The organism is Novosphingobium sp. PhB57, from assembly GCF_004342985.1.
Taxonomy (GTDB): Bacteria; Pseudomonadota; Alphaproteobacteria; order Sphingomonadales; family Sphingomonadaceae; genus Novosphingobium.
The window spans coordinates 403,669-419,859 of the sequence record NZ_SMBO01000003.1; the positions used below are offsets into that span (position 1 = coordinate 403,669).

Here is a 16,191-nt window from a genome sequence, read left to right on the forward strand (position 1 = left end):
CTCGATCCCCGCCTTCTCGACCCCCGCTTTCTCGACCCCCGCTTTCTCGACCGGAGCCCGACATGCGCCCCTTCGTTCTCGCCGCGCTAACCGCCGCCGTTTTCCCCGCTGCGCTTCACCCGAATGTGGCACTCGCCTGGGGTGGGACCGCCCATGCCGTGATCGACCGCGCGGCCATCGAGGCGATCCCGGACGATGGCCCCGTCTTCCTGCGCAAACAGGTGGACTATATTGCCGGCTCCGCCTCCCTTCCGGACGGCTGGCGCGGGGATAGCGAGCCGTTCTCCAAGATCGAGGAAGACCCGAACCACGGCTGGTTCAAGGAACAGTTCGCTTTCCTCAAACCGATCCCGCGGTCGCGCTATGCTTTCGTGATCGCGCTCTACAAGCATTACGAGGCGATCAAGGACAAGGATCCGCTGACCGCCCAGCGCACCAATGTCCGCTGGACCGGGACGCTTCCCTATGCCGCGATGGAATCCTATGAACGCCTGATCGCCTGCATGCGCCAGGTCCGCGCCTTGCGCGCCGAGGGCAAGGAGACCGCCTTTGCCGAACAGCACTGCGCCTTCCAGGTGATCCGCCTCGGCCACTATATCGGCGACGGCGCGCAGCCGCTGCACGATTCGGTCAACAGCGACGGCTGGCGGGGTGACAATCCCAAGGGCTATACGCGCGACCGCACGATCCACGGCCGGTTCGAAAGCGAGTTCGTGGACGGCATGGCCCTGACCACCGGGGACATCGCCCCGCGCATCGGCGCCGCCGGCCACCGGGAGGGCGACATGTTCGACGCCGTCCTCGCCTATCTCGACGAGGCGGCCAGTCACATGGAACAGGTCTATGTCCTGGAAAAGCGCGACCGCTTCGCGAACTTCAAGGACAAGGACGTGCGCGAACTCGTCTACGCACGCACGGCCAAGGGCGCGGCGATGCTGCGCGACATGATCTGCCGAGCCTGGGCCGAAAGCGCGGTGAAGCCCGCCCCGCTCAAGCCTTCGCCGCTCGATCCGGCCAACCCGGCCTACGACCCGGAAACCGGCTCGGCACCGGCGCAAGTGGGCGCCTGACCGGAACGACCGGGCGTCCCCTCTGCTGTCCAAGCTCTCTCGCGCCGGTCCGCCCGGCCGACAGGGCGGACAGCAGGCGGGCGTGGCGGGCATGACCGATATCGAAGCGGCGGAGCAGCAGAACCGCGGCCAGGCTTCCGGCAATGGGCACGCCCAGGCCCAGCGTCAGGATACCGGCGCGCACCAGTGCCGATTGCTCCGCCCCCGGCGTGTAGCCAAGGCTGCCGAGACACCATCCGATGGCCCCGTTCGCGGCCGCGCCGCCTGCCTTCACGATCACGAGATAGAAGGCAAAGAGCCCGGTCTCGTAGCGGCGCCCCCGCTTCCAGGCCACGAAATCCACCGTATCGGCCAGCAGTCCCCAGGGCAGCATGAAGACGCATGTGAAGGCGATGCCGATCAGCACGCCGCAAGCCAGTAGCGCGGGCGGCCAGGCCATGCAGAGACCGAAGCACGCCAGGCTTGCGGCGCAAAGCAGATGCCCCGTCCCCAGCAACCGGCTCTTGTCGTAGCGGCCGGTCAGCGGGGTCCAGAGCAGTACGCCCAGGAACTGTCCCAGCGTCACGGAGATCAGGAGCGTGCTGACCATCTCCGGCCGGTGAAAGACGTATGTGCCCATGTAAAGCAGCATCCGCTCGAACGTCGGCACGGCAAAGCCGGTGATGAGCGCGAGCACGCCCATGCCGGCGACCATCCCTTCCCGCAGAGGCACGGCGATCCCGTCGCCGTCGCTCTCGCGCCCCTGGTCATGCTCCTCCGCGTCGCGCCCGCCTGCGGCGCTTGTGTCGTTCCCCGAGGCGCAGGCCGAAAAGGCGATGGTCATGGCGAACAGCAGGCCCGCCAGGCAGCCGGTCAGAGCCAGAAGATCCAGCGTGCGCGTCGCCACCGCCTGCTGGACGGTCGGCATCAGCAGCGAGGCGACCGTCAGGGAGGAGGTCGTGCTGAAGAACAGGCGATATCCCGACACCCTGCCGCGCGCGCGGCTGTCCACCGTCATGCGCGCCATCAGCGCATTGTGCGGCACATCGATCACGGCATAGGCACCGCGAAACAGCAGGAGCGCCGCGGCCACCATCCAGACCCGCTCCGCACCCAGCGCCGGCAGCGCATAGAGCAGCGCGAAACCCGTGCCTCCCGGTATCGCGCCCGCCAGAATGAGCCAGCGGTAGCCTTTGCCCGCGCGGCGCAGGCGAATGACCAGCAGCGCTGCCAGCAGGTCGAAAACAAGATCGCCCGCCAGCGCAACCAGCATGAGCAGGCCCGCCACCGAGCCCGGCAGCCCGAAAAGGTCGGTCAGCAGGTAAAGAAATGTGACGTCGGCCCCGGCGAAGACCAGATTTTTGCCGAAATTGCCGCTGGCATAGCCCAGCAACCGCGCCTCACGCCCGAAGCCCGGGTTCGCCGTAACCGAATGTGTCGCTGCCCGGCGCGGGGCGGACCTGATGGATGGCACCTGCATGTCACGTCGCTGAAACGGCGCACGACCGCACGCCCTGCGCGGCCTCTAGTCGCCTGGCATTTCAGTTTTGCGACGGGCCGCGATCTTCGCTCGCCGATGAGCCTCCATGGCGAGCCGAAGCGGCCGGATATCCGCCTGCGGATCAGTGAATTTCCGCCTCCGCCGTTCCGGCCTGCCGTTCGAACAACCGGCGATATTGCCCTTGCTGCGACTTGAGCAGCGCATCGTGCGTGCCGTCCTCGACGATTTCTCCGCGATGGAAGACCAGGATCCGGTCCAGCGCGCGTACCGTGGACAGGCGGTGGGCGATGACGATAGCCGTGCGGCCGACCATCAGCCGCTCCATGGCATCCTGAATGGCCGCCTCGGATTCGGAATCGAGGCTGGAGGTCGCCTCGTCCAGGATCAGGATCGGCACATCGGCCAGGAAGGCGCGGGCTATCGCGATGCGCTGGCGCTCGCCGCCCGAAAGCTTCACGCCGCGTTCGCCCACCAGCGTGCGGTAGCCTTTGGGAAGCCGCATGATGAATTCATGCGCATTGGCGAGGCGCGCAGCCTGTTCGATGTCCGCGATCGTCGCGTCCGGGCGGCCATAACCGATGTTCTCGGCCAGCGTGCGGTGGAACAGGACTGGCTCCTGCGGAACGATGGCCACCTGCCGCCGCAGCGAGTTCTGGGTGGCATGGGCCACGTCCTGCCCATCGATCGTCACGCGGCCCTGCGCGACGTCGTAGAGCCGCTGGATCAGCTTGACGAAGCTGGTCTTGCCCGAACCGGAGGGTCCCACCAACCCCACGCGTTGCCCAGCGGGGATCGTCACGTCCAGGTCCCGGAACAGTGGCTTGTCCTGCCCGGCATAGTGGAAAGTCACGGTGTCGAAGCGGATCGCGCCATCGGCGATGCGGATCGGACCGGCATCCGCGCGGTCGGCCACACCCAGCGGCTCATCGTGGAGCTGGACCAGTTCCTCCATCTCGTTCACCGAGCGCTGCAGCATGTGAACGTGCTGCCCGATGTCGCGCAGATAGCCGTTGAGCACCAGGTAGCTCGTGATGACGTAAGCGACGTCGCCCGGGCTGGCCTCGCCCCGCATCCACAGCCACAGCGCGGCAGCCGTCACGGCCGCGCGCACCAGCCAGAGCAGGCTGGTCTGCCCGCTGCCCGCCCAGGTGAAGGCCATCCAGGTCCGCCGCGTCCGCTGCCGCCACTTGGCGACCGTGCGGCCGAGCAATTCCTCCTCGCGTTCCTCGCCGCCGAACGCCTTGACCACGGCGTTGGTGCCGATCGCGTCGGCCAGGATGCCGCCGATCCGCGTGTCCCACTGGTTGGAAAGCCGCGCGATCGGCGCCAGCACCCGCATCGCCAGCCCCACGGTCAGCGCGATATAGGCGAAAGCGCCGATCGCCATGACCAGCCCGAGCACCGGCCAGTGCAGGGCCAGCAGGATCACCGTAGCCGCCAGGACCGTCAGCGAAGGCAGGAGGGAGAGCAGCAGCACGTCGTTCAGCGTGTCGAGCGCCCACATTCCGCGGGTAATGCGCCGCACGGTGGAGCCGGAAAAGGCATTGGCGTGCCAATCGGTGGAAAGGCGCTGCACGCGGGCGAAGGCCTCCTGCGTCACATCGCGCATCATGTTCAGCGTCAGCGGCGTGATCGCCCACCAGCCGAGGAAACGAAAGACCACAAGGCCCAGCCCCAGCACGGTAATCGCGGCAAAAGCGCGCCATGCCTCGGCCGAGGCGCCCCCGCCCACCGCGTCGATCATCCGCCCGGCATAGACCGGGACGAACACCTCGGTGACGGTCGCCACCATCATCGCGCTGCCGCAGGCCGCGGCCAGCACCGGGGCACGCCGCCAATGGCGGAACGTGAAAGACAGCACCTTGCGCAGGACCGCGGCGCGCGGGAAAAGGTCTTCGTCGGTATCGGTCATGAGGTTTTTCCGCGCGGCCTTGCGCGGTCCCGGTTCGGCAATTGTCAGGAGCGACCCGGCGATACCGGGTCTAAGTCGGGAGGCGGCCGCCCGAGCCTGAGCATCGGGACGCCGGGTTCGGGACTCTCGCCGTCAGTTCGGCGCGCGGAAGGGACTGTACGGATAGTTCATCTTCGCCCTCCCTCGTCACGGCAGGCGCCCATGCCCCGCTGGTCCGGCAGTCCTTAGCAGAAACGGGATGCAAGGACCAGACGCAGCAGCGCCTGTTTCAGCCCGAAGGCAGAGCGGAACTATCGGGCGCCTGCTGGCGCGGCGCCTTGCCACGGCGCACGCGCGCTTTTTCGGGCAGAGGGGCGAGACGGCCCACGATTTCCTCCATCGGCGTCCCCGGCGGCACGAGATGAACCGTAGAGGGCGCGCTCGCCTGAACGAGACAGACCGCGTTCTTCGGACAGATATCGAGGCAGGAGACCGGAACCACCTTGTAGCGCCCCTGAGACTTCAGCGCCGACTTGAGCGCTTTCTCCAGGCGCTTGTCGCCGTCCTTGCCGAAACCGCCGTGGACCTTCCTGCTGCACTTGCGGCACACCAGCAGGACTTCGTCCCACTTGGCCGAAACATTGCGTAAAGGGCGGTGCTGGCTCGACATGCTGGTTTCCTGTTTTCGCGCGCCGGGCGCGAGGCTTCGGGACGATGCTGACAGGATCACAGCGCGCCGGCGAACGGGAAGTTTCGCTTTCTGATGACGGAAACGACGATCAGGCCGCTCGTTCCGGCCACCGGCGCGAGCTTCAGCCCACGGCTTCCAGGCTTTCACGCGCCATGCGGGCCAGGACGGGAAAGCTCTCGGCCCGGTTCGCCGCCTGGGCATTGGCGGCATTGCCGCGCAGGACGCGGCCCTTGATGCCGTGGAAGATCGCCGCGAGGCGGAAGAGGTTGAAGGCGACGTAGAACTCGTAGTTCGCGATGCCATCCCGTCCCGTCCGCGCGCAATAGGCGGCGACGTAGTCCTCTTCGGGAGGGATGTTGAGCGCACCGAGGTCCGCGCCGATGAGGCCGGGCACGATTTCGGGCGGCATCCGGTACATCAGCGTGTGATAGGCGAAATCCGCCAGCGGGTGGCCCAGCGTTGAAAGCTCCCAGTCCAGCACCGCCAGCACCCGTGGCTCGGTGGGGTGGAAGATCATGTTGTCGCAGCGGCAATCGCCGTGGATCACCGAGGTCTCGTCCCCTGGCGGGATCAGGCCGGGCAGCGCCTCCACCAGCGCGTCCATGTCGACATTGCGACCGGCGAGTTCGTCAGCATGGTACTGTTTCGTCCAGCGGCCGATCTGGCGCGCGAAGTAATTGCCGGACTTGCCATAGTCGCCCAGCCCCGCCCCTACCGGGTCTATGGCATGAAGCGCGGCCATCGTCGCATTCATCGCGTCGAAGTAGGCCGGCCGTTCCTCGCGCGAGACTTGCGAAAAGGTCGCATCCCAGAAGATCCGGCCCTCTACCATGTCCATCACGTAGAACCAGGTGCCGATCACGGCATCGTCAGTGCAGAGCCCATGGATGCGCGCCACCGGGAAGCCGGCCGCGCCCAGCGCCATCTGCACCCGTGCCTCGCGGTCCACCGCGTGCGCGCCCGGCAGCAGGTCTCCGGGCGGCTTGCGGCGCAGGACATAGCTGCGCCCGGGGGTGGAGAGCCGGTAAGTCGGGTTGGACTGTCCGCCCTTGAACTGCTCCACCCTGAGCGGCCCCGCGAAACCCTCGACATGCGCCGCCATCCAGCGCGCCAGCGCCGCCTCGTCGAAGCGATAGCCTTCGCGGACGGGCACGGTCCCCGCGTTGTCGGCGGCAAGGTCGACGGCCATGGCTACGCCGCCTGCTCGGCGCGGGCGGCCTCTCGCGCCTGCTTCCACTCGCGCTTGATCTTCTTGGCGAGCGACCATTTGTGTACTTCGGTCGGCCCGTCATAGATGCGGAAGGCGCGGATTTCGCGGAACACCTGCTCCACGATCGTGCGGTCGGTAACGCCGATGCCGCCCATCACCTGCACGCAGTTGTCGGCAATCTTCATCAGTGCCTCGCTGACCGAGACTTTGGCCATCGAGCTTTCGACCGTGCCCAGCGATCCGCCGTCCAGCACACCCGCGCACCAGTCGATCATCAGCCGGCACTGCTGGATCAGGATACGGTTCTCCGCCAGCATGAAGCCCACGCCTTCGTGATCGATCAGCGTCTTGCCGAAAGCCTCGCGGCGGCAGGCATAGTCCACCGCGATTTCGTGTGCGCGCATGCAGGATCCCAGCCAGCGCATGCAATGCGACAGGCGCGCCGGGCTCAGGCGCACTTGCGCATACTTGAAGCCCTCTCCCGGCTCGCCGAGCATATGCGCGGCGGGAACCCGAAGCTCCCGGATCGTCACCGTGGAATGGCCGCCCGGCATCGAGGTGTCGATGGTGTTCGGCACTTCATCGATCACGATGGCGGGATCGGGCAAGTCGACCAGGAACATGCAGGCCCCGCCCTTGCTCGCCTCGTCCACCGAAGCGGCCATGACGATGCCGACCATCGCCCCCTTGGCGCCGGTGATGAAGGTCTTGCGTCCGTCAATCACCCAGTGGTCGCCATCGCGGCGGCAGGTGGTCTTCATCATCGACGGGTCCGACCCCGCACCGCCCCAGTCGGCAGGCTCGGTCATGAAGAAGGCGGAGCGGCCCCTGCCCTCCACCAGCGGCGTCAGGAACCTGTCCTTCAGCGCGGGCGAACCGACATGGCCGATCAGGTACATGTTGCCCTCATCGGGCGCCATGGTGTTGCAGGCGAGCGGGCCGAGCGGCGAAAGGCCGGAGCGGATCAGCACTTCGGCGGTCTCGCGCTGGGTCAGGTGGCTGCCGTCATCGCGGATATGCGGCGTGAGCACGCCCGCCGCACGCGCCTTGCCGCGCAGTTCCATGACGAGGTCGTCGGTCGGAGCGCCGTGATGGTCGCGGCGCGGATCCTGCTCGTAAGGCACCACGATTTCGCGGACGAAGCTCTCCACGCGGTCGGCCATGGCCATGGCCTGGGCGGAAATCGGCGCGGTCATTGCAGCACCCGCACGGGATCGCTGCCATCCCAGTCGCGCGCGGCCTCTTTCATCATTTCGAACAGACCCTCCGATCCGGCCATGGGCTGGAGATATTCGATCACGAAGCCTGGACCCTGGCCGGGATCGACGTAGATCACCTCGCCGTCGTCCCCCACTTTGCCCTCCACGATCACGTCCGCACCCACTTCCGCGCAGGCACGGCGCGCCTCGGCAATGTCGTTCACGAAGACGCAGACGTGGTGCAGCCTATCGCGCACGGCATATTCGCCGGTGTAGAGCGAGGGCGCTTCACTCTCGGTGCGGATCAGCTCGATCTGGATATCGCCCCAATAGCCGATCGCCATGGAGAACGTCGCGTCGGTGGGCTGGCCCTTGTACTTCATCTCGCCGAGCCTGACGTCATTGAGCACGAAGAACGGCCCGACGCCCACGGTTTCGATCCAGTACGTCAGCGCAGCGTCGAAATCGGTGGGGAAATAGGCAAGCTGAATCACCTCGCCCAAGGCTTTGAGAGGTCCCGGTCTGGCGGAACTGGTCATGGCGTGTCCTTCAATCAGGCGAAGAGGCCTTGGGGTTCTTCGATCAGGGTCTTGAGCGTCTGGAGGAACTGCGCGCCGGCAGCTCCGTCGATGGCGCGGTGGTCTACGGAGAGGGTGAGAGCGATCCGCGTCTCGAACGCCACGCCGCCGCCCGCCGTCTCCACCGGCTGGCGCTGCGCCGCGCCGACGGCCAGGATCGCGCCCTGCGGCGGGTTGATGATCGCATCGAAGTTCTCCACCCCGAACATGCCGAGGTTGGAGACAGAGAACGTGCCACCCTCCATGTCCTCCATGCCCAGTCCGCGACCTTGCGCCTTGTCGATCAGGCGGCGGGTTTCGGCAGCAAGCTGGTCGATCCGCATGCGGTCGGCCTGCCGCACGACCGGGGTGACAAGGCCCTTCGGCCCTGCAACGGCGATGGAAACGTCGGCATGGGGGAAGCGGTAGATGTCGGTGCCGTGGACTTGCACATTGACCTCCGGATGGCGGACCAGCGCGATGGCGCAGGCCTTGACCACCCAGTCGTTCACCGAGGCCTTGCAGTCGAGCACGAGATTGGCGCTCTTGCGCAGTTCCAGCAGGGCATCGGCGCGGGCGGACAGGCGCAAGTAGAAGTGCGGAATTTCCTGCTTCGCTTGCGTCAACCGCTGGGCGACGACCTTGCGGATGCGATCGAAGGGAACGATTTCGGGCCGGTTCTGCCCCGCGACGAACTCAGGTGCAGCGAGCGAACCGGAACTTGCCGGTGCCGGGACCAGTGCCAGCACATCCGCCTTGGAAATGCGCCCGCGCGGGCCGGTGCCTTTCATGCCTGCCAGCGCGATCCCATGGAGCGCGGCGAGGCGGCGAGCGAGCGGGGAGGCGAAGACTTTCCCATCCTCCTCGGGCTGCGCCAGCGCACCTTTCAGCGCCGGACTGGCCGGGCCGCGCATCGCCTTGACCACGTCCTGATGGGTGATCCTGCCCTGACGGCCCGAACCCTCGATATCCGAAATGTCGACGCCTTCCTCCTCGGCCAGACGCAGCGCCTCAGGGCTGATCGGGCGGTTGGTATCGATCGGCAGGCGCATCCGTTCCGAGGTGCCGACGACAGCCCCCACCGGCTCGGGCACGGCGGCCTTGGCCTTGGATGCGCCTTGCGCCACGCCGCCCTCGGCGGGCGTGAAGGCGGCGATGAAAGCCTCGATCTCGTCCTCGGAATGGGCCCCCTCGTCGAACACCGCCAGCAGCGCGCCCACCGGCTCCGCATCGCTACCGCCGGTGACGAGTATGCGCCGCAGAGTGGCGTCGTATTCGGCCTCGACCTCATTGGTGATCTTGGCGGTTTCGATCAGGCACAGCGTCTGGCCGCGCGTGAAGCTATCGCCTTCCTTGACCATCCATTCGGCCACGGTGCCCTCGGTCATCTCGATGCCCCACTTGGGCATCGTGAAAGCGCGGATTCTGCTCATGACAGCGCCCCCCTCACCGGTATGCCAGCGTCTTGCGGACGGCAGCGGCCACTTTTGCGGGACTGGGCAGATAGGCCCCTTCCAGCTCGCGGGCGAAAGGCACCGGGGTATGCGGCGCGGTGACCATCTCGATCGGTGCTTTCAGGCTGGCAAAGGCCTTGTTCGCCACCAGCGCCGCTATGTCGGTAGCAAGGCTGCACCGCGGCGGCGCCTCGTCCACGATCACCAGCCGCCCGGTTGCTTCCACGGAATCGAGGATCGCTTCCTCATCGAGCGGAGACGTGGTGCGGAGGTCGAGCACGTCGCAACCGATATCGTCCTGCGCCAGATCGTCGGCGGCCGTCTCGGCGTAGCCCACCATCATGCCGGAGGCGACCACGGTGACGTCCTCGCCCGCCCGCGCCAGCCGCGCGTGGCCGAAGGGGATGACGAAATCCGGATCGTCCGGCACGTCTCCGGTCATGGCATAGAGGAACTTGTGCTCCAGGAAGACCACCGGATCGTCGTCCCGGATCGCCTGCCGCAGCAGTCCGCAAGCATCGGCCGGAGTGGCCGGCATAACGACCTTCAGGCCCGGCATGGAGGTGACGAACTGGCTGATCATCTGGCTGTGCTGCGCGGCGGCGTTATAGCCCGCGCCGCAAGGCATGCGGATCACCGCCGGGCACACCGACTTGCCGCCGAACATGTAGCGGAACTTGGCGATCTGGTTCCACAGCTGGTCCATGCAGACGCCGATGAAGTCCGCGAACATGATCTCCGCCACCGGCCGCTTGCCCGCCAGAGCCAAACCGCCCGCCGCGCCCATGATGGCGCTTTCGCTGATTGGGGTGTCGATCACCCGGTCCGGCCCGAACGCCTCGTAGAAGCCGGTGGAGGTGGACCAGATCCCGCCGATCGCCTCCGGCCCGCCCGCCGTGCCCATGCCGCCCACCACGTCCTCGCCCAATACGACGACGCGCGGATCGCGCTGCATTTCCTGGAATATCGTGCCGCGTATGGCGTCGCGGTACATCATCTTTGCCATGTGCTTCGCTCCGCCGTCAGTAGCTGATGTAGACGTTTTCGAGGACGTTCTCGGGCTGCGGCCGCGCCGCCGCGCGCGATGCCTTGACGGCATCCTCAATGGCCTGCAGGGCGTCCGCGTCCACCGCGTCGAGGTCCTCATCGGTAAGCAGCTTTGCGCCGGTCACCTTCTCGCGGAACTTGCGCAGGCAATCGCGCGTGGCGCGCAGGCGATCCAGTTCGCCCTCGCCGCGATAGCGCTGGGGATCGCCCTCGAAGTGGCCGAAGAAGCGCTCGGTATCGAACTCCACCGCCGCCGGGCCGTTGCCGGGCGTCCGCACGAATTCCAGCACTTCGCCAAATGTGTCGAAGACCGAGAAGAAGTCCGTTCCATCCGCCCGCCAGACTTTCATGCCGAAGGCCTCGGCGCGGCTGGCGATGTCCTGCGCGGTGCCCACGGCATAGGCATCGCCGGTGTGCTCGGAATAGTGATTGTTCTCGAAGACGAAGATCGCCGGCGCCTTGGTGACGACGGCCAGGTTCATCGCCTCGAACGTGGTGCCCTGGTTGCAGGCGCCGTCGCCGGAGAACGCGATGGAGACGGCCAGCTTGCCATCGGCATCGGGCCCGTCGATCTTGTTCGAAAGCGCCGCGCCCACCGCGATCGGCGCGCCCGCGCCGACGATGCCGTTGGCGCCCAGCATGCCCTTGTCGATATCGGCGATGTGCATGGAGCCACCCTTGCCGTTGCAAAGACCCTCCTGGCTGCCCCAGATCTCCTTCATCATGCCCGTGACGTCGCAGCCCTTGGCCAGGCAGTGGCCGTGGCCGCGGTGGGTGGAGACGATCTTGTCCCGTTCCGAAAGGTGCTCGCACACGCCCACCGCCACGGCTTCCTGCCCGCAGTAGAGGTGTGTGAAGCCCGCGATCTCTCCAGTCTGGATTTCCTCGTGAAGACGTTCCTCGAATTCGCGGATCAGCTTCATCTGCCGATAAGCGCGGGTCAGCGCCTCGCGGTTCAGTTGCATGCCAGCTTCCTCTCCCGTTGTCGTCCGCATCGCTTCACGGTTCCTTTTCAAAGACCAAGCACGGACTTGGCGATGATGGTGCTCTGCACCTCGTTTGTCCCGCCGAAAATCGTCCAGGCCCGGCTGTTGAGATAGCGCGCGGCAGCCACTTGTGCGGCGCGAGAATGGAGCGGCTCCGGCGCATTATCGCCATAGAGCGGGCGCGACATTTCCAGCTGAAGCCCGGCGATCCCGAACAGGTCCACGGCCAGGAGGTCGATCTCCTGCCGCAGGTTGGAGGCCAGCAGCTTGGTCAGCGATGTCTGCGGCCCCGGCTTGCGGCCCTTGGCGATCTCCGAGATGATCTTCAGTTCGATCATCTCCAGCGCCTCCACGCCGAGCCGCGCTTTCGCCATCCGGCGCCGCCAGTCGGTGCTGTCTGCCAGAGCCCCGCCGCGCCCGTCGCTTTCATCTTTCGCGGCCGCCTCGATCTGGGCGAGGTCGTAGCCGAGCTTGGGCGCATGGCACGATCCGCCGCGCTCGTTCTCCAGCAGGAACTTGGCGATAGTCCACCCCTCGCCCTCGGCGCCAACGAGATTCTCCACCGGCACCCGCACGTCTTCGAGGAAGACCTGGTTGACCTCATGATCGCCCGCCGTCGTCAGGATCGGCCGTACCGAGACGCCGGGGCTGGCGAGGTCGATCAGCAGGAACGAGATGCCCGCCTGCTTCTTCACCTCCGGATTGGTCCGCACCAAAGTGAACATGCCGTTGGCGTGGTGGGCATGAGTGGTCCAGATCTTCGATCCGTTGACGACGTAGTGATCGCCGTCTCTCACCGCGCGAGTCTTCAGGCTGGCAAGGTCCGACCCCGCGCCGGGCTCGGAAAAGCCCTGACACCAATAATCCTCGCCCGAAAGGATGCGCGGCAGGTAGCGGGCCTTCTGCGCCGCATTTCCGAACGTCCAGAGCACCGGGGCCAGCAGTTTGAGGCCCAGCACAGTCAGGTTCGGCGCGCCGGCGGCGGCGCATTCCTTTTCGAAGAGGTAGCGCTGAAGCGGCGTCCAGCCGGTGCCGCCATGCTCGACCGGCCACTGGTAGCCCAGCCAGCCCTTGGCATCGAGCACTGCATTCCAGGCCTGCCCGATCTCCGGCTCCACGAAGACCGATGGCGTGGCGGCGGCACCGGCCTTCACCGCATCGGGCAGGTTGTCGCGCAGGAATGCACGTACGTCCTGGCGGAAGGCTTCGTCGGCGGGGGAGAGTTCGATGTCCATGCGTTCTATCGTTCCAGAATCGTCACTGCCGATACGCCCGGTGCCCCGTAGACGTGGCTGTAGGCCGTCTTCGGGCCGCTTCCTCGCTTGTGGCCCGGCACCTGACGGCCGCCACCGTCTCCGCGCAGTTGCACGACATTTTCATAAACCTGCCGCAGCCCCGAAGCGCCGATCGGTTCTCCGCAGGCCAGACAGCCGCCATCGGTGTTGACCGGCAGCGCGCCGCCGATCTCGGTGCGGCCCTCGGAGAGCCAGCGCTCCTGATCGCCGTCAGCGCAGAAGCCGTTTTCGGCCATGTGCATGATCTCCGCCCCCGCCTCGGTATCCTGAAGCTGGGCGACGTCGATGTCGCCCGGTCCGATCCCGGCAAGGCGGAAGGCATCGGCGGAGGCGATGCGCGTGGCGGTGCCGCGCGGCATGCTATCGTCCGCCACTACGTCGACACTGGGCGCGAAAACCTCGAAACTGTGCGGCGGACGGGTGCGCATGGTGGCGGCCTTCAGGCGGACCAGCGGCTTGCCCAGTTCGCGCGCCTTCTTCTCGCTGGCGAGCACGAGCGCGACGCCGCCCTCCGCAGGCGAGCAGAACATGTACTTGGTATAGGGGTCCGAAACGAGCGGCGCGGCGAGGATTTCCTCGATCGGCACCGGCTGGCGGCGCCAGGCATGCGGCGCATGCGTAGCGTTGCGAAAGGCCTTTTCCGCCACCCGCGCCAGCGTCTCGTTCGAGATGCCGAACATGTGCATGTAGCGCATGATCTTCGCCGCGAAGAACTGAGTGGTGACCATGTAGCCCGCCTCCCCGTACCAGTCCGGCAGGTTGTATTCGCTGGGCAGCGCATTGAAGGCGCCGCGCGGATGCTTGTCGAACCCGACCGCAAGGCCAAGCTCGAACTCGCCCGACTTGATCGCCATCTGCGCCGAGAACAGCGCCGATCCGCCAGCCGCGCAGCCGTTGCGCACATTGATGAACTGAACGCCGGTGAGGCCCAGCCGGTCCACCATGGTATCCGGGTTTCCGGCGGCATCCGAACTGCCATAAGCGAACTGGATCTGCGGCCAGTCCACCCCGGCATCGGCCAGCGCCTGCCGCACGGCGAAGACGCCCTGGTCTAGCCCGGACAGGCCATCGGTGCGCCCGAACGGATGGATGCCGATGCCGACGATGCAGACGTCGCTCATGCGCGGGTTCCTTCCATCGGCGCAAAGGCAGGAATGGCCAGCGGCTCGGCCGCCTCGGGATCGAGGGCCAGCGGCACGAGCCGCACCGGCATGCCGATCCGCACCGCGCCGAAATCCACGCCCACCAGCCGTGCCTCCACGATCACTTCGCCCGGCAGTTCGACATAGGCGACGATCCACGGCGCAAAGGCTTCCGGCCCGGCATAAGGCGGAGTCTTGGGGCGATAGCGCTGCACCGTATAGGACCAGAGCCTGCCCTCCCGCGCCAGCGGCACCGGATCGCAGCTATCTCCGGCGGGACAGGGAAACACCACCCGCCCCGTTGCCCGTTCGCGGCCGCCCAGCAGCCGGGGCGGCGTCTCGTCGGTAAACAGGCCTTCGGCAATGGCGCGCATCGTTCTCCCCATCTCTCGGCTTTCGAGTCCGTTGATGTGAATGGTTTAAGCGCGCCCGCTCCCCCTTTGTGACTCATCAAAACGCTAGGGTAGCCAATGTGCCAGTTCGTGCGACGCATTGAGGCGGGAGAACGAACAGATGGCAAAGGCCTGGGACTACATCATCGTCGGCGCCGGTTCGGCCGGATGCGTCATGGCGGAACGGCTGAGCGCCGACGGCCGGTCGCAAGTGCTGCTGCTGGAAGCAGGCGGCAGCAACGACAGTTTCTGGGTTACCTTGCCCAAGGGCGTGGCCAAGCTGGTAAAGAAGCCCGAGCACATGTGGGCCTATCCCGTCACCCAGCCGCGCGAGGAAGGCGCGAACGAGGACAGCGGCGGCGAGGTGTGGATCCGGGGCAAGGGCCTGGGCGGCTCTTCCTCGATCAACGGCATGATCTGGAGCCGCGGCGAACCGGCGGATTACGACGCCTGGGAAAGCGAGGCCGGTGCAAGCGGCTGGAACGGCGCAAGCATGACCGAGGCTTTCCTGGAACTGGAAGACCATGCCGCAGGCGCCTCCGCAATGCGCGGCAGCGGGGGTTTGGTCCATGTCGATCCGGCTTGCTACACGTATCCGCTGGCAGAGCGCATGATCGAATCCGGCGAGGCGCTGGGACTCACGCGGGTGGACGACCTCAACGCGAAAACCGGCCCGCGCGTCGGCTATTACAGCCACAACATCCGAAACGGACGCCGCGAATCCTCTGCCCGCACGTATCTGGCAGCGGCGCGCGGACGGCCGAACCTGACCGTGGTGACAGGCGCGCTGGCCGAGCGGATCGTGTTCGACGGCACCCGCGCGGTGGGGCTGGATGCGGTCGTAAACGGCCGCCCCCAGCGCTTCGATTGTGCCGGGGAGATCGTGGTGAGCGCGGGGGCCATGGAAGGCCCGCTGCTGCTCCAGCGTTCGGGCATCGGCGACACCGAGCGGCTGCGGGCGGCGGGCATCGCCCCGCTCGTCCATTCACCCGACGTGGGCGAGCGGATGATCGAGCATTTGTCGATCTCCATCCCGTTCCGGCTTGAGCACGGACGCGGCACCAACCGCAGCTTCTTCGGGGTGGGTGCGGGGCTGGCCATGCTGCGCTATCTGCTGCGCCATGACGGCGTGCTGGCGACCGGCCCCTTCGAAGTCGGCGCCTTCTGCAATGTCGCTCATCCCGACGGCCGCACCGACGCGCAGTTCTACCTTGGCGGCTACACTTTCAAGGTTGGCGACGACAAGGATCCGGTCCCGCTCGACAAGATCGACCCGCTCCCCGGCGTCACCATCTACGGCCAGCTGCTGCGCCTCACCAGCGAGAGCGCGGTGCGGGTTTCGGGGCCGAACTCCGCTGATCCGGCCGATATCCGCCACAACTTCCTGACGACCGAGCATGATCGCCGCTCCGCCGTCGCGCTGGTACGCAAGATGCGCGCCTTCATCGCCGAAGCGCCGCTGGGGCAGATGGTCGGCCCCGAACTCGTGCCCGGCGCAGAAGTGGAGAGCGACGGAGAGATCCTGTCTGCCTTCCGCCGCTTGTCCAGCTGCGGGCTCCATGCGATCCGCTCCTGCCGCATGGGCGACGACCCTGACGCCGTGGTCGATGCCCGCCTGCGGGTGAAAGGCGTGCGCGGCGTGCGGGTGGCGGACTGCTCGGTGATGCCCGGCCATGTCACGGGCAACACCAACGCTCCCGCCATGGCGCTGGGCCTTCGCGGCGCGAAGCTGATGCTGGAAGACAGGCTGCGGTAAAGCCCGTCGCCATGCGGGACG

General features: G+C 66.8%; 14 protein-coding genes. 2 read left to right on the plus strand and 12 right to left on the minus strand.

Annotated elements, in window-relative coordinates; genetic code table 11:
* Positions 1–62 precede the first annotated feature (62 nt).
* Positions 63–1,070, plus strand: a complete 1,008-nt coding sequence (locus EDF58_RS26340; protein ID WP_243654218.1) for a nuclease — start codon at positions 63–65, stop codon at positions 1,068–1,070.
* On the opposite strand, the gene EDF58_RS12495 is transcribed toward EDF58_RS26340, so the two are convergent.
* From EDF58_RS12495 to EDF58_RS12550, 12 genes are all read right to left on the minus strand, one after another.
* Positions 991–2,523, minus strand: a complete 1,533-nt coding sequence (locus tag EDF58_RS12495) for an MFS transporter (RefSeq protein ID WP_243654219.1) — start codon at positions 2,521–2,523, stop codon at positions 991–993. The genes EDF58_RS26340 and EDF58_RS12495 overlap by 80 nt on opposite strands.
* A 148-nt stretch (positions 2,524–2,671) precedes the next feature.
* Positions 2,672–4,462 (minus strand): ABC transporter ATP-binding protein, encoded by a 1,791-nt coding sequence (locus EDF58_RS12500; RefSeq protein ID WP_132265882.1) that lies wholly within the window; start codon positions 4,460–4,462, stop codon positions 2,672–2,674.
* A 268-nt stretch (positions 4,463–4,730) separates the two neighbouring features.
* On the minus strand, positions 4,731–5,111 hold the full coding sequence (locus tag EDF58_RS12505; protein ID WP_132265884.1) for a (2Fe-2S) ferredoxin domain-containing protein: 381 nt from the start codon (positions 5,109–5,111) through the stop codon (positions 4,731–4,733).
* 142 nt (positions 5,112–5,253) lie between these two features.
* Positions 5,254–6,321 (minus strand): phosphotransferase, encoded by a 1,068-nt coding sequence (locus tag EDF58_RS12510; RefSeq protein WP_132265885.1) that lies wholly within the window; start codon positions 6,319–6,321, stop codon positions 5,254–5,256.
* A gap of 2 nt (positions 6,322–6,323) precedes the next feature.
* Entirely contained in the window at positions 6,324–7,538 is a 1,215-nt protein-coding gene (locus EDF58_RS12515; protein ID WP_243654220.1) for an acyl-CoA dehydrogenase, read from the minus strand.
* A complete protein-coding gene (locus tag EDF58_RS12520; protein ID WP_132265887.1) occupies positions 7,535–8,080 on the minus strand; it encodes a VOC family protein in 546 nt (181 codons plus the stop codon). The genes EDF58_RS12515 and EDF58_RS12520 overlap by 4 nt, the downstream gene beginning before the upstream one ends.
* 14 nt (positions 8,081–8,094) lie before the next feature.
* A complete protein-coding gene (locus tag EDF58_RS12525) occupies positions 8,095–9,531 on the minus strand; it encodes a 2-oxo acid dehydrogenase subunit E2 (RefSeq protein WP_132265889.1) in 1,437 nt (478 codons plus the stop codon).
* A gap of 13 nt (positions 9,532–9,544) precedes the next feature.
* The gene (locus EDF58_RS12530; protein ID WP_132265890.1) at positions 9,545–10,558 is read right to left on the minus strand and encodes an alpha-ketoacid dehydrogenase subunit beta; all 1,014 of its coding nucleotides are present in this window, start codon (positions 10,556–10,558) and stop codon (positions 9,545–9,547) included.
* Between the two features lie 16 nt (positions 10,559–10,574).
* On the minus strand, positions 10,575–11,564 hold the full coding sequence (locus EDF58_RS12535) for a thiamine pyrophosphate-dependent dehydrogenase E1 component subunit alpha (protein WP_132265892.1): 990 nt from the start codon (positions 11,562–11,564) through the stop codon (positions 10,575–10,577).
* 47 nt (positions 11,565–11,611) lie between these two features.
* Positions 11,612–12,820: an acyl-CoA dehydrogenase family protein gene (locus EDF58_RS12540; RefSeq protein ID WP_132265894.1), complete on the minus strand. Its 1,209-nt coding sequence runs from the start codon at positions 12,818–12,820 to the stop codon at positions 11,612–11,614.
* 5 nt (positions 12,821–12,825) lie between these two features.
* Positions 12,826–14,001 (minus strand): thiolase family protein, encoded by a 1,176-nt coding sequence (locus EDF58_RS12545; protein WP_132265896.1) that lies wholly within the window; start codon positions 13,999–14,001, stop codon positions 12,826–12,828.
* Positions 13,998–14,396 carry an OB-fold domain-containing protein gene (locus EDF58_RS12550; protein WP_132266245.1) on the minus strand — a complete coding sequence of 133 codons (399 nt, stop codon included), beginning with the start codon at positions 14,394–14,396 and terminating at the stop codon, positions 13,998–14,000. Before EDF58_RS12550 ends, EDF58_RS12545 begins: the two co-directional genes overlap by 4 nt.
* A 139-nt stretch (positions 14,397–14,535) precedes the next feature.
* Here EDF58_RS12550 and EDF58_RS12555 point away from each other — a divergent pair, with 139 nt between their 5' ends.
* Positions 14,536–16,170 carry a GMC family oxidoreductase N-terminal domain-containing protein gene (locus EDF58_RS12555; protein ID WP_132265898.1) on the plus strand — a complete coding sequence of 545 codons (1,635 nt, stop codon included), beginning with the start codon at positions 14,536–14,538 and terminating at the stop codon, positions 16,168–16,170.
* Positions 16,171–16,191: the final 21 nt, after the last annotated feature.

Bases quoted from the DNA above. Each gene is read 5' to 3' on its own strand.
- EDF58_RS12530 (WP_132265890.1), bottom strand. From the start codon at position 10,558: ATGGCAAAGATGATGTACCGCGACGCCATACGCGGCACGATATTCCAG.
- EDF58_RS12510 (WP_132265885.1), bottom strand. From the start codon at position 6,321: ATGGCCGTCGACCTTGCCGCCGACAACGCGGGGACCGTGCCCGTCCGC.
- EDF58_RS12535 (WP_132265892.1), bottom strand. From the start codon at position 11,564: ATGCAACTGAACCGCGAGGCGCTGACCCGCGCTTATCGGCAGATGAAG.
- EDF58_RS26340 (WP_243654218.1), top strand. From the start codon at position 63: ATGCGCCCCTTCGTTCTCGCCGCGCTAACCGCCGCCGTTTTCCCCGCT.
- EDF58_RS12540 (WP_132265894.1), bottom strand. From the start codon at position 12,820: ATGGACATCGAACTCTCCCCCGCCGACGAAGCCTTCCGCCAGGACGTA.
- EDF58_RS12520 (WP_132265887.1), bottom strand. From the start codon at position 8,080: ATGACCAGTTCCGCCAGACCGGGACCTCTCAAAGCCTTGGGCGAGGTG.
- EDF58_RS12515 (WP_243654220.1), bottom strand. From the start codon at position 7,538: ATGACCGCGCCGATTTCCGCCCAGGCCATGGCCATGGCCGACCGCGTG.
- EDF58_RS12505 (WP_132265884.1), bottom strand. From the start codon at position 5,111: ATGTCGAGCCAGCACCGCCCTTTACGCAATGTTTCGGCCAAGTGGGAC.
- EDF58_RS12500 (WP_132265882.1), bottom strand. From the start codon at position 4,462: ATGACCGATACCGACGAAGACCTTTTCCCGCGCGCCGCGGTCCTGCGC.
- EDF58_RS12550 (WP_132266245.1), bottom strand. From the start codon at position 14,396: ATGCGCGCCATTGCCGAAGGCCTGTTTACCGACGAGACGCCGCCCCGG.
- EDF58_RS12525 (WP_132265889.1), bottom strand. From the start codon at position 9,531: ATGAGCAGAATCCGCGCTTTCACGATGCCCAAGTGGGGCATCGAGATG.
- EDF58_RS12555 (WP_132265898.1), top strand. From the start codon at position 14,536: ATGGCAAAGGCCTGGGACTACATCATCGTCGGCGCCGGTTCGGCCGGA.
- EDF58_RS12545 (WP_132265896.1), bottom strand. From the start codon at position 14,001: ATGAGCGACGTCTGCATCGTCGGCATCGGCATCCATCCGTTCGGGCGC.